The following is a 12,413-nucleotide window of genomic DNA, read 5'->3' on the forward strand; positions in this document are numbered from 1 at the left end:
ACCTCTCCATGCTTCTGCTCGTGCTGGCCTACCTCGGTGGCGTGCTCACCATCCTCAGCCCCTGCATCCTGCCGGTGCTGCCGTTCGTGTTCGCCCGCTCGGACCGCCCCTTCCTGCGCAGCGGGCTGCCGCTGCTGATCGGCATGGCCTTGATGTTCGCCGTGGTCGCCAGCCTGGCGGCGGTGAGCAGCCAGTGGGTGGCGCAGGCCAACCAGATCGGGCGCTGGATCGCGCTGGTGGTGATGGCGGTGTTCGCGCTGGCGCTGCTGTGGCCGGCGCTGGCTGATCGTCTGCTGTCACCGTTCCAGCGGCTGGGCGCGCGGCTGAGCGCCTCGGCCGATGCGGCCAGTGACGCCGGCCGCGGGGGCGTCGGCACCTCGCTGCTGATCGGCATCGCCACCGGCCTGCTGTGGGCGCCGTGCGCGGGCCCGATCCTCGGCCTGATCCTGACCGGTGCGGCGCTGCAGGGCGCCAGTGTCGGCACCAGCGGACTGCTGCTGGCCTATGCGCTGGGTGCGGCGACCTCGCTGGCGCTGGCGATCTGGATCGGCGGGCGCGTGTTCGCCGCGCTCAAGCGCCGCCTGGGCGTGGGCGAGTGGGTGCGCCGCGGGCTGGGCATCGCGGCGTTGCTGGCGGTGGTCGCCATTGCGATGGGCTGGGATACCGGCGTGCTGACCCGGCTGTCCACGGTCAGCACCGCCAAGCTGGAACAGGGCCTGCTCGACGTGCTGCCGGCGCAGGAGCCGCCGGCCGGCGGGGCGATGATGCGCGCCGCCGGCAGTTTGCCCGGAGAACCGCTGCCGGTGGAAGGCATGTTGCCTTCGCTGGCCGGCGCCACCGGCTGGCTCAACAGCCCGCCGCTGGATGCGCAGGCGCTGCGCGGCAAGGTGGTGCTGGTCGATTTCTGGACATACTCCTGCATCAACTGCCTGCGTGCCATGCCCTACGTGCGCGAGTGGGCCGAGCGCTACCGCGACCACGGGCTGGTGGTGATCGGCGTGCATGCGCCGGAGTTCGCCTTCGAGCGCAACCTGGCCAACGTGCAGCGCGCGGTGAAGGATCTGAAGGTTACCTACCCGGTGGCAATCGACAACGACTTCGCGATCTGGCGCGGCTTCAACAACAAGTACTGGCCGGCGCACTACTTCATCGATGCGCAGGGCAATATCCGTGCGCATCACTTCGGCGAAGGCAACTACGCGCAGTCCGAGCAGATCATCCGGACGCTGCTGCGCGAGGCCGGCAATACCTTGCCCGGTGACGATGCACCGGTGGCGATGACGCTGGACGGCGTGGCGCGCCAGGCCGACATGGACAATCTCAAGTCGCCCGAGACCTACCTCGGCCATGCGCGCGCCGAGAACTTCGCCTCGCCCGGTGGGCAGCGCAAGGAGCAGCCGGCCGACTACACCGTGCCCGCCACGCTGCGGCACAACCAGTGGGCGCTGGCGGGACGCTGGACCGTGGGCAACGAGGATGCCCGTCTGGAAGCGCCCGGTGGCCGCATCGCCTTCCGCTTCCATGCCCGCGACCTGCACCTGGTACTGGCCCCGGGTGACGACGGAAAACCGGTCCGGTTCCGCGTGCGCATCGACGGGCAGGCGCCGGGCGCAGCGGCCGGTGGAGACATTTCCGCCGACGGCGATGGCCGCGTGGATGAGAACCGGCTGTATCAGCTGATCCGCCAGTCCGGCGCCGTGCAGGAGCGCACCTTCGAGATCGAGTTCCTCGATCCGGGCGTGCACGCCTACGCCTTTACGTTTGGTTGAGGAGCCATCGCATGAAGATCGCAGTCGACAAACTCGTGGCCGGCGGCATCGCCGTCGCCATCGCCGTACTCACCGCCAGCGTGGTGCTGGGTCTTGATCGGCCGGCACACGCAGCCGCGGCCGGCACCACGACGGTGGCCGTGCCGGCGCCCACCGGCATCGCGGACCTGCGCCAGCCCGGGGTGAAGCGCGCCCAGGTGGTGTTCGCCGGCGGCTGCTTCTGGGGCGTGCAGGGCGTGTTCCAGCACATCAAGGGCGTGGACAACGCGCTCTCCGGCTACATCGGCGGCAGCGCGGCCAATGCCACCTACCCGCGCGTGGGCAGTGGCAGCACCGGCCATGCCGAGGCCGTGCAGGTGACCTACGACCCGTCGCAGGTGAGCTACGGCCAGCTGATGCAGGTGTTCTTCTCGGTGGCCCACGACCCGACCCAGCTCAACCGGCAGGGCCCGGACCGCGGCACCCAGTACCGCTCGGCGGTGTATGCCGACGACGCGGCCCAGCGGGGTGCGACCCGCGCCTACATCGCCCAGCTGCAGCAGGCCAAGACCTACGCCGCGCCGGTGGTGACCCAGGTCGAGGGCGGCAAGCCGTTCTTCGCCGCCGAGGGCTACCACCAGAACTACCTCACGCTGCATCCGGAATCGCTGTACATCCGGATCAACGACCTGCCCAAGGTCGTCGCGCTGAAACAGCAGTTCCCGGCGCTGTACCGTGAACAGCCGCGCCTGGTGAGCACCACCATTTCAGCGCGCTGACCGCGCGGGAAACACAAGAAAAAACGCACGGCACACAAGATCCTGCCGTGCGTGGGGGAAGTCTGGAGCGCATGGTAGGCTGGCGCCGGACGCGGATACAGATGCAGATGACTGGCATCCGCACGGTTACAGATTTCCATGGATGCAGCTGCCGATGGCGACCAACCTCTACCAGTCCCTGGCCGATGAAATGGCCGATGCGATCCGCAGCGGACGGCTGCCGGTCGGCACCCGCCTGCCATCGCTGCGGGGCCTGGCGACGCAGCGCAGCCTCAGCCTCAACACGGTGATCGCGGCGTATCGGCAGCTCGAGGATGCCGGGCTGGTGTTGCCACGGCCCAAGGCCGGCTTCGTGGTCAGCCCGCGCCTGCCCGAACCCACGCAGTCACTGCGGCAGGCCCCCTCGCCGCCGACCGCCCCGGCACAGCAGGCGATGATGGCGCGCGTGCTGGCCGCGCAGCAGCAGCCGGGCATCGTCGACCTGGCCTTCGCCGGGCCGCGCGGCAAGCGCTTCTATCCCGGTGCGCAGCTGGCCCGCAGCACCGCGCAGGTGCTGCGCCGTGCGGCCACCACCGTGGAAACCTATGCCCGCCCGAATGGCGCGGCACGCCTGCTGACGCAGATCGTGCAGCGTGGGCCGCGGCTGGGGCTGCACACCACCACCGACCGGCTGGTGCTCACCCATGGCGCCATGGAAGCGCTGCAGCTCGCGCTGCGTGTGGTAACGAAGCCCGGCGATGCGGTCGCGATCGAGGCGCCGTCGTACTTCAACATCTATCCGCTGCTGCGCAGCCTGGGCCTGCGCGCGATCGAACTGCCGACCCACCCGCGCGACGGGCTCGATCTGGACGCGCTGGAAGCGCTGCTGGACGCCGGCGGCATCGCCGCGATCATGGCCATGCCGACCGTGCACAATCCGCTCGGCGGCAGCATGCCGGTGCCGAACAAGCAACGCCTGGCCGCGCTGGTGAACCACTATCAGGTGCCGTTGATCGAAGACGCGGTGTACGCCGAACTGCAGTTCAAGGAGCCGCTGGAACCGCTCGCCAAGAGCTTCGACCGTGATGGCTGGATCATGGTCTGCAGCGGATTCTCGAAAACGCTCGCGCCGGACTACCGCATCGGCTGGCTCGACGGCGGCCGCTTCGCCGCCGATATCCAGCTGCTCAAGTTCCACTCCTCGGGCGCGGAATCACGCCTGCTCGGCGATGCGGTGGCCGCGTTCCTGGAAGCCGGCAACTACGAGCATCACCTGCGCGGGCTGCGCCGGCTCTACAGCGATCAGGTCAGCCACGTGCGCGGCCTGATCGCGCAGCATTTCCCGCCGGGCACGTCGGCCACCCAGCCGAGCGGCGGCTTCCTGCTGTGGGTGGAGCTGCCCGCGGCAATCGATGCCGGGGAGCTGTTCGAGCAGGCGCTGGCCGAGGGCGTGGTGTTCATGCCGGGCCAGGTGTACTCGCGCGGTGCGCGGTACCGGCATTGCCTGCGCCTGTCCTGCTGCCAGGAGCTGGACGCGCATTTCACCGGCGCCATCGCCACGGTCGGTCGGTTGGCCACCGCCCTGCAGACCCGCGCGGACGGCTGACGCTCAGAACACCAGGCGGTCCGCCAGGCTGGCCGGGTCCGCGCCCGGCGCATACGGCAGCCGCCCCCAGCACGGCATCGGCAGCCGCGCGGTGAGCAGCGCGACGTTCTCATCCCGTCGTGCCATGGTCGGATCCACCTCGTTGGCGATCCAGCCGATGCAGCGCGCGCCCTGGGCCGCGATCGCGTCGGCGGTGAGCCGCGCGTGGTTGAGGCAACCCAGGCGCAGACCGACCACCATCACCACCGGCAGCTCCAGTGCTCGCACCAGGTCGCCCTGGTCCAGCGTGGCCGACAGCGGCGCCAGCCAGCCGCCCACCCCCTCGACCACCACCGTATCGGCGCTGGCGCGCAGGCGGGCGAACGCCGCTTCGATCGGGGCCAGCGACAGCTGCACGCCCGCCTCCGCGGCGGCGATCTCCGGGGCCAGCGGCTGCTCCAGCGCGAACGGGTTGAGGTCGTCGTATGCCGGCGCCGGCACGCTGGCCGCCAGCAGGGCGGTGGCATCCTCGTTGCGCAGGCCCTCGGGCGTGCGCTCGCAGCCGCTGGCGACCGGCTTCATGCCCACGGCGGTGCCGCCGTGACGGCGCAGGGCATGCAGCAGTACGCAGCTGCTGAAGGTCTTGCCGATGCCGGTATCGGTACCAGTGACGAACAGGGCGGCAGGGCGCGGCGCAGGTAGGGACATGTGCAGACGACCGGAAGCGGAAACGGGCCATTATCCGCCGTCACGGCAGCGCCGCCACGCGGTCCGCTGCGTTCCGTCGGGCCCGGCGCAGGCGGGCGTGCAGCTTGGTAGACTGCGGCCATGTTCGATACTTCCACGCTCACCGGCAGCAAGCCGGAACAGTACGGCCAGCTGCTGGCCCAGGCCCGCGCCCTGGTGCACGGCGAGCGCGACCGCATCGCCAATGCGGCCAACCTGTCGGCGCTGGTCTACCACGCCCTGCCGCACCTGAACTGGGTGGGCTTCTACTTCTTCGACGGCAGGGAACTGGTCGTCGGCCCCTTCCAGGGCCTGCCGGCCTGCGTCCGCATTCCGCTCGACAAGGGCGTGTGTGGCGCCGCGGCCTCGCAGCGCGTGACCCAGCGCATCGAAGACGTCGACGCGTTCCCGGGCCACATTGCCTGCGACTCGGCCTCGCGCTCGGAACTGGTCGTGCCGCTGGTCCACAACGGTGACCTGGTCGGCGTGTTCGATCTGGACAGTCCCTCGCTGGCACGCTTCGATGCCGAGGACCAGGCCGGTCTGGAAGCGATCGCCGCCGTGTTCGTCGAGGCCCTGGGATGAGTGGCGTCAAGCTGCGCAACATCGGCCCGAAGAGCGCAGCCTGGCTGCGTCAGGTCGGCCTGCGTACGCCGGAAGACCTGGTGGCGGTCGGTGCGGTCGGTGCCTTCGTCAAGGTGCGCCGCGCCGGCTTCAAGCCGAGCTTGAACCTGCTCTACTCGCTGGAAGGCGCGCTGCAGGACTGCCACTGGCAGGAACTGCCGGAAGCACGCCGCACTGTGCTGGTGGCCGAGTACGAAGCCATCATCGCCGACCAGCCGCTGAAGAAGGCCCCCCCTGCCTCCGGTCCGGTCTATGACCGCACGGAGGAGCATCGCGACGATGACGGCGACGAAGCACCGCCGTTCGAGGTCGACGACGACAACCGCTGATCCGCGGGCACCGATACACCGTCGGTACCCGCGTGCTTCACACCTGCTGCAGCTCCAGCAGTTCGCCCCACAGCCGGTCATCCTCGCGCTCCACGCGCAGGCGCAGCCGTGTGCCGTGATCGATGCGCAGCGCCCAGCACATCGCCATCGGCAGACCACACACCTGCGACAGCACCATCCGCAGCGGCCCGCCATGACTGACGATCAGGGTCGGCACCGGGTCCGGGTCATCCAGCAACCGATGCAGGCCGCGCGCGATGCGACGCTCGAAATGGCCCCAGCTTTCCCCGTGCGGCGGTGGATTGGCGTGCGGGTCCAGATGGAACGCCGACAGCGCGTCCATCGGCAGGGCCTCCAGTGCAAGGCCATCCCAGTCGCCGAAGTCGAGCTCCTCCCATTCTTCGTCGGCCTCCACGTCCACCGCGTGGAGAGCGGCCAGCGCCTCGGCGCTCGAGCGTGCACGCTGCCGTGGCGAGGACAGCACACGCTGCCAGGACAGCCCGGCATAGCGCGCGCACATGGCCTCGGTCGCGCCCTCGTGCAGCGGCGGATCGGTGCGGCCATCCAGATGATCGTCGCGGCCGGTGCTGGCGTGGCGGATCAGGTCGAGGATCATGCCCGCCCCCCTCTGCTGCCCGCTGCGGCCGGCCAGTGAAGGTCACGGGCGTCGGTGCCGGGGTGCTGCAACCACGTTGGGGTCATGGAGATCACATCGAAAAAGCGAGGCGCATTCTAACCGGTGCGCTCCACCGGCCCGGCCGATGGCTTAGACTGCGCCCACTTTCAGGTGACCCGGGGCTGCAAGGCCGCCAGGTTGAAACGGGAAGCCGGTGACGCGTCAGGCTCTGTGCCACGCCGCCACTCCGGCGCTGCCCCCGCAACGGTAAGCGTGGAAACACCAGGCACTACGCCACTGTGCTCCGGCATGGGAAGGCGCCTGGCACGATGGCACCGCCATCGACCCGCGAGCCCGGAGACCGGCCTGGAAGACGACTGGTTGCGATGCGGCGGGCATGGCGGCGGCAAGCCGGCGCCTGCGTGCGCCCGCCCACCGTCGATGGCTCCTGCAGCGCGATCATCCCCACCCCTTGCCGCGCGGGCGTGCGCGGTGCATGGAGTCATCGATGAAGCTGCAAACCCGCGTTCTTTCCCTGGCCGTGCTGTCGGCCCTGCCCCTGCTGGCGTCCGCACAGGACGACGCCACTGCACTGGACCAGGTGCTGGTCACCGCGACCCGCACCCCGATCGCCCTGCAGGACAGCATCTCGCCGGCACAGGTGATCGACCGCGCCGAGATCGAGCGCAGCCAGGCGCCGTCGCTGCAGGATCTGCTGCGCGGCCGTGCCGGCATCAACCTCAACAACAGCGGTGGCCTGGGCAAGCAGAGCTCGCTGTTCCTGCGCGGCACCAATTCGGCCCACACCCTGGTGCTGGTCGATGGCGTGCGCATCAACACCGGCGACCTCGGCCTGGCCATGATCCAGGACCTGCCGCTGGCGCAGATCGAGCGCATCGAAATCGTGCGGGGTCCGCAGTCCAGTCTGTACGGCGCCGATGCGATCGGTGGCGTGATCCAGATTTTCACCCGTCGCAACGCCGGCCAGTTCGCGCCGCACCTGCAGCTCGGTGGTGGCAGCAATGGCCTGCGTGAGGCCAGCGGCGGTTTCGGCGGCAGTGGCGCGCGTGGCTGGTTCGGCACCGACATCGCCTACCAGCACACCGATGGCATCAACGCCTGCCGCGGCTCGGTGTCGCCGTTCGCCGGGTGCGGCGCCGATGAGCCCGACCGCGACGGCTACCGCAATCTGTCGATGAGCCTGCGCGGCGGGTATGCGCTGACCGACACGCTGAGCCTGGAAGGCACCGCGCTGCGTGCCGAAGGCGAGAGCCACTACGACGGTTACTACAACTACTCCGAGACCCTGCAGCAGGTGCTCGGCGGCAAGCTGCGCTACACGCCCAGCGAGCGCTTCAACCTGACCGTGAACGTCGGCCGCGCCGACAACGAATCGGACAACTTCAACGGCGACACCTGGCTGGGCAACGCGCAGACCCACCGCGACAGCGCCTCGGTGCAGGCCGATATCGGCATTGCCGAGGGCCAGCTGCTGAGCGCCGGCGTGGACTGGAGCCAGGACAACCTGGACGGCAGCAGCGCCGGTTACCTGGTCGACAGCCGCGACAACACCGGCGTGTTCGTGCAGTACCAGGGCCGCTTCGGCGCGCACCACCTGCAGGCCAGCGTGCGCAACGACGACAACGAGCAGTTCGGCAACCACACCACCGGCAGCCTCGGCTGGGGACTGGAGCTGGGCAGCGGGTTCCGCCTCAACGCCAGCTACGGCACCGCGTTCAAGGCGCCGACCTTCAGCGACCTCTACGACCCGTGGAGCGGCGTGCCGACCCTGGATCCGGAGAAGTCCAAGAGCGCGAACGTCGGCATCGCCCAGCAGGGCGACGGCTGGCGCTGGGGCCTGGACGTGTACGAAACCCGCATCGATGATCTGATCACCTACGACGCGACCACCTTCATGATGTCGCAGGTCGAAAAGGCCCGCATCCGCGGTGCCGAACTGACCGGCGCGATCACCGTCGCCGGGTTCGACCTGAACGCACAGCTCAGCCACACCGACCCGCGCAACCGCACCGACGGCAGCGCGCAGTTCGACAACTGGCTGGCCCGCCGCGCACAGAACACCGCGCGTCTGGACGTGGATCGCCGCTTCGGTGACGTCCGCGCCGGCCTCACCGCCAACGGCGCCGGCAAGCGCTACGACGACGCGGCCAACAGCGTGCGCCTGGGTGGCTACGGCACCCTCGACCTGCGTCTGGAATACGCCCTGACCCGCGACTGGTCGGTGCTGGGCCGGGTCAGCAACGTGTTCGACCGCGACTACGAAACCGTCGCCTGGTACAACCAGCCCGGCCGCGAGTACCGCCTGAGCGTGCGCTACCAGCCGAAATAAGGCATCCGGACGGCGGCACCGCCGCCGTCCCACCCTTGGTACGTGCCGACCGCTGGCCGGCACACCCCATCATCCTCGGTAGGTGCCGACCGTTGGTCGGCACACATTGAACCTGGTAGGTGCCGACCGTTGGTCGGCACACGCCTTGATGCGTCACAGCACCAGCAGTTCCCGCAGATCATCCACCACGGCAACCGCCTCGACGGTGTCCAGGTCCAGCCCACGTGGATACCCATACCGCACCAGCGCCACCGGCATGCCTGCATCCACCGCGGCGCGGTGATCGGTGATCGAATCGCCCACCATCAAGGCCGCCTCGACAGCCACGCCGAACTGCGCCGCGATGTGCCGCAATGGCGCACCACTCGGCTTGCGCTCCGGCAAGGAATCCCCACCCAGCACCAGTGCGAACACGTCCTGCAGACCGAAGTGCTGCAGCAACGGCGCCACCAGCGCGGACGGTTTGTTGGTGCAGATCGCCAAGGTCACCGAACGTGCGCGCAAAGCGCCCAACGTTTCGCTCACACCATCGAACAGACGCGGGCTGCGCAACAGACACGCTTCGTAGTGCCGCATGAAACCCGGCATCACCTTGTCCAGATCGATATCACTGCCGGCCGCGGAGAACGCCTGCTCGACCAACCGCCGCACGCCATCCCCGATCCACGTCAACACCGTCGCCTCCGGCACGCGCGGCAATTGCCAGTCCTGCAGCGTGCGGTTGAGTGCCTCGGCGATATCGGCAGCGCTGTCCACCAGCGTGCCATCCAGATCGAACACCACCAACGGGTACGGATAAGACAAGAGGACACTCACTTCAACGACGTGGGGAGGCCATTGTAAGGTCGCGCCGGGGCGTTCCAGCTCATGCGCCGTTGACGTCCGGCGCTCAGAGCGACGCCAGGAACCGTGGACTGCTGAACCGCTCCACCAGGAAATCCAGGAAGCTGCGCATGATCGTCGGCAACTGCCGACGAGACGCATACACCGCGTGGATGCCCAGCCCTTCAACCTCGTAATCGGGCAGCACTTCGACCAGTTCGCCACTGCGCAGCAACGGGGCGATCTGGTACGTGGGCAGCATCGCGATGCCGGCGCCGGCGCGCACCGCTTCGAGCAGCAGCGACGCTTCATTGGCACTGATGTTGCCGCCCACCGCCACCGCGATCTTCCGTCCCTCGCGCTGCAGATGCCACACGCTCTTGCCGACGTAGTGATGGGTCAGGCAGTTGTGCGCGGCCAGTGCGTCGGCCGTGGTCGGCGTGCCGCGCTCGGCCAGGTACGCCGGCGCCGCGCACAGCACCGAACGGCACGGCGCCAACGGCCGCGCGATCAGGCTCGGATCGATCGCGCGCGAGATGCGCACGGCGATATCCACGCGCTCTTCGACCAGATTCACCACACGATCGACGAGGAGCAGTTCGACCCGCGTCAGCGGATGCCGCTTGACGAACTCGGCCACCGCCGCGGCCAGGTGGATCTGCCCGAACGAGACACTCGCGGTGACCCGCAGCAACCCGTGCGGCTCGGGATTGTCAGTGGCCAGCTCACCGCGCAGTTCATCGCCGATCGCCAGCATCTGGCGGAAGCGCAGCAGCGCCGCCTCGCCCGGCCCGGTCAGGCTGATCCGGCGCGTGGTCCGGTGCAGCAGCCGCGCGCCCAGCCAGCGCTCCACCTCGGCCAGATAGCGCGTCACCATCGCCCGCGACATCTCCAGCGCCTCGGCCGCGGCCGTCAGGCTGCCGCGCTCGGCGACCTCGACGAACACGTTCATGGCGGTCATCCGGTCCATTTAATCGATCCGTGCAACAAATTAGGCCGTTATACGCGGTTTTTCGTTCGATTCCAGAGGCATACGCTGGCCTTCCTTCCTCAACGGACCTTCCCCATGAACATCGCGCTTGTTGGTGCCACCGGCAACATCGGCCGTGAAATCGCCCGCCAGGCCCTCGCCCGCGGCCATCAGGTCACCGCCATCGTGCGTCGCGAGACCGACCTCCCGGCTGAACTGGACGGCGCCCAGCTGGCCGTGGCCGCGCTGGATGACACCGACGCGCTGGCTGCGGTGATCGCCGGCCATGACGTCCTGGCCAGCGCCTTCGGCCCGCGCCCGGGCGATGCGCCCTCCCAGGTCGGTGCAGTGATCGCCCACCTGACCGACGCCGCCCGCCAGGCCGGCGTGCATCGCCTCGTGGTCGTCGGCGGCGCCGGCAGCCTGGAAGTCGCCCCCGGCGTGCAGCTGGTGGACACCCCCACCTTCCCCGATGCCTACAAGCCCGTCGCACTGGCCCACCGCGAGGCGCTGAAGGTACTGCAGGCCACGGACGATCTGGACTGGACCTTCTACTCCCCCGCCGCCGAAATCGGCCCGGGCCCGCAGCGCGGCGGCTTCCGCACCCAGGCCAGGAATTTCCTGGTCGGCGATGACGGCCACAGCCGGATCAGCTACGCCGACTACGCCGACGCCTTCGTCAGCGAGATCGAAACCCCGCAGTACCTTCGCCAGATCGCCACCGTCGCGTACTGAGCCCTGCCCGCCCCGGCGATCCACGCCGGGGCCCTGGATGGAACCCACCGCATGTCCATGCTCTCCCGCGCCCCCCTCGCCCTCAGCCTGGCCCTGATCTCCGGCCTCACCGCCCTCGCCCCGGCCAGCAGCCACGCCCGCCCGGCCGCGACCGCCCCGGCGCAGGCCGCGCCCCTCGCGGTGCAGCCCTACCATCCCGGCGACGACGCCCTGTTCGCGGTCTCGTCCACCCTGATCACCGGCCGCCACGACGCCATCCTCGTCGACGCCCAGTTCGCCGCCACCGACGCCGCCCAGCTCGTCCAGCGCATCCGCGATTCCGGCAAGCGGCTGACCACGATCTACATCAGCCACGGCGACCCCGACTACTACTTCGGCCTGGCCACCCTGCAGGACGCCTTCCCCGACGCCCGCATCCTCGCCACCCCCGCGACCGTCGCCCACATCAACGCCACCCAGGCCGCCAAACTCGCGTACTGGGGCCCGCGGATGGGCGCGGGCAAACCCACCCGCATCGTCATCCCGCGGCCCTTGGACGGCGACACCCTCACGCTCGAAGGCCAACCGATCAGGATCATCGGCCTCACCGGCCCCACCCCCGACCGCACCGTCCTGTGGATTCCCACCCTCCACACCGTCCTCGGCGGCATCCCGGTCGTCGCCGGCGAACACGTCTGGATGGCCGACACCCAGAGCGCCCCATCGCACGCGTACTGGCTGCAGACACTGGCAACCATCACGGCACTGAAGCCCACCCGCGTCATCCCCGGCCACTACGCAGCCGATGCCGCCCTGGACATCAGCGCAGTGGATTTCACCGCCGACTACATCCGCGCCTTCGACGAAGAAACCGCACGCAGCAAAGACGCCAACGCACTGATCGCCGCCATGAAAAAACGCTATCCGAATCTCGCGGGCGAGAGTTCACTGGAACTGAGCGCGAAAGTAGCCAAGGGCGAAATGCAGTGGCCGTAACGATGCGGACGTAAGGCAAAGCGATGTGGATTTTCCATGCGCACCGACCCAGTGTCGGGGGGACGACGCGGGTGGGGTATCGGGACCGTGTGTTGCCATGGATGGCAACACACGAGCCTTATCTGTTCGGAATCTGGCAGCTTAGGTGCCGAGAGCCGGCGTGGGCCGCCGTACG

Annotated in this window: 12 protein-coding genes and 1 riboswitch; of the genes, 8 read left to right on the forward strand and 4 right to left on the reverse strand. The window is 69.2% G+C overall.

The window, feature by feature from the left end:
• The first annotated feature begins 8 nt into the window (after positions 1 to 8).
• The 3 genes from HDC96_RS18165 to HDC96_RS18175 all read left to right on the forward strand — a co-directional run bounded on the left by HDC96_RS18165 (position 9) and on the right by HDC96_RS18175 (position 4,112).
• Complete coding sequence (locus tag HDC96_RS18165; protein WP_179461167.1) at positions 9 to 1,769, forward strand: cytochrome c biogenesis protein DipZ; 1,761 nt, start codon at positions 9 to 11, stop codon at positions 1,767 to 1,769.
• A gap of 11 nt (positions 1,770 to 1,780) precedes the next feature.
• Positions 1,781 to 2,527: a peptide-methionine (S)-S-oxide reductase MsrA gene (gene msrA / locus HDC96_RS18170; protein WP_179461168.1), complete on the forward strand. Its 747-nt coding sequence runs from the start codon at positions 1,781 to 1,783 to the stop codon at positions 2,525 to 2,527.
• Between the two features lie 154 nt (positions 2,528 to 2,681).
• Complete coding sequence (locus HDC96_RS18175; RefSeq protein WP_257018800.1) at positions 2,682 to 4,112, forward strand: PLP-dependent aminotransferase family protein; 1,431 nt, start codon at positions 2,682 to 2,684, stop codon at positions 4,110 to 4,112.
• A 3-nt stretch (positions 4,113 to 4,115) separates the two neighbouring features.
• On the opposite strand, the gene bioD is transcribed toward HDC96_RS18175, so the two are convergent.
• Positions 4,116 to 4,799, reverse strand: a complete 684-nt coding sequence (bioD, locus tag HDC96_RS18180; protein ID WP_179461170.1) for a dethiobiotin synthase — start codon at positions 4,797 to 4,799, stop codon at positions 4,116 to 4,118.
• A gap of 120 nt (positions 4,800 to 4,919) precedes the next feature.
• On the opposite strand from bioD, the gene HDC96_RS18185 reads away from it, so the two are divergent.
• Together HDC96_RS18185 and HDC96_RS18190 are read left to right on the forward strand one after the other, a co-directional pair.
• The gene (locus HDC96_RS18185; protein ID WP_179461171.1) at positions 4,920 to 5,402 is read left to right on the forward strand and encodes a GAF domain-containing protein; all 483 of its coding nucleotides are present in this window, start codon (positions 4,920 to 4,922) and stop codon (positions 5,400 to 5,402) included.
• Positions 5,399 to 5,770, forward strand: coding sequence for a TfoX/Sxy family protein (locus HDC96_RS18190; RefSeq protein ID WP_179461172.1), 372 nt, complete (start codon positions 5,399 to 5,401; stop codon positions 5,768 to 5,770). The genes HDC96_RS18185 and HDC96_RS18190 overlap by 4 nt, the downstream gene beginning before the upstream one ends.
• A 37-nt stretch (positions 5,771 to 5,807) precedes the next feature.
• Here the strand turns inward: HDC96_RS18190 and HDC96_RS18195 are convergent, their stop codons facing one another.
• Positions 5,808 to 6,386: a histidine phosphatase family protein gene (locus HDC96_RS18195; RefSeq protein ID WP_179461173.1), complete on the reverse strand. Its 579-nt coding sequence runs from the start codon at positions 6,384 to 6,386 to the stop codon at positions 5,808 to 5,810.
• Between the two features lie 152 nt (positions 6,387 to 6,538).
• Positions 6,539 to 6,771, forward strand: a riboswitch (cobalamin riboswitch).
• A 123-nt stretch (positions 6,772 to 6,894) separates the two neighbouring features.
• Here HDC96_RS18195 and btuB point away from each other — a divergent pair.
• Positions 6,895 to 8,736 carry a TonB-dependent vitamin B12 receptor gene (gene btuB / locus HDC96_RS18200; protein ID WP_179461174.1) on the forward strand — a complete coding sequence of 614 codons (1,842 nt, stop codon included), beginning with the start codon at positions 6,895 to 6,897 and terminating at the stop codon, positions 8,734 to 8,736.
• Between the two features lie 153 nt (positions 8,737 to 8,889).
• Here the strand turns inward: btuB and gph are convergent, their stop codons facing one another.
• Positions 8,890 to 9,540: a phosphoglycolate phosphatase gene (gph, locus tag HDC96_RS18205; RefSeq protein ID WP_179461175.1), complete on the reverse strand. Its 651-nt coding sequence runs from the start codon at positions 9,538 to 9,540 to the stop codon at positions 8,890 to 8,892.
• Positions 9,541 to 9,625: 85 nt separating this feature from the next.
• Positions 9,626 to 10,528 carry a LysR family transcriptional regulator gene (locus HDC96_RS18210; protein ID WP_179461176.1) on the reverse strand — a complete coding sequence of 301 codons (903 nt, stop codon included), beginning with the start codon at positions 10,526 to 10,528 and terminating at the stop codon, positions 9,626 to 9,628.
• A 96-nt stretch (positions 10,529 to 10,624) separates the two neighbouring features.
• On the opposite strand from HDC96_RS18210, the gene HDC96_RS18215 reads away from it, so the two are divergent.
• The gene (locus HDC96_RS18215; protein WP_179461177.1) at positions 10,625 to 11,263 is read left to right on the forward strand and encodes an NAD(P)H-binding protein; all 639 of its coding nucleotides are present in this window, start codon (positions 10,625 to 10,627) and stop codon (positions 11,261 to 11,263) included.
• 51 nt (positions 11,264 to 11,314) lie between these two features.
• The gene (locus tag HDC96_RS18220; RefSeq protein WP_179461178.1) at positions 11,315 to 12,238 is read left to right on the forward strand and encodes an MBL fold metallo-hydrolase; all 924 of its coding nucleotides are present in this window, start codon (positions 11,315 to 11,317) and stop codon (positions 12,236 to 12,238) included.
• Positions 12,239 to 12,413 lie beyond the last annotated feature (175 nt).

The sequence above is a fragment of the Stenotrophomonas sp. JAI102 genome (assembly GCF_013409105.1).
Classification (GTDB): domain Bacteria; phylum Pseudomonadota; class Gammaproteobacteria; order Xanthomonadales; family Xanthomonadaceae; genus Stenotrophomonas; species Stenotrophomonas maltophilia_AA.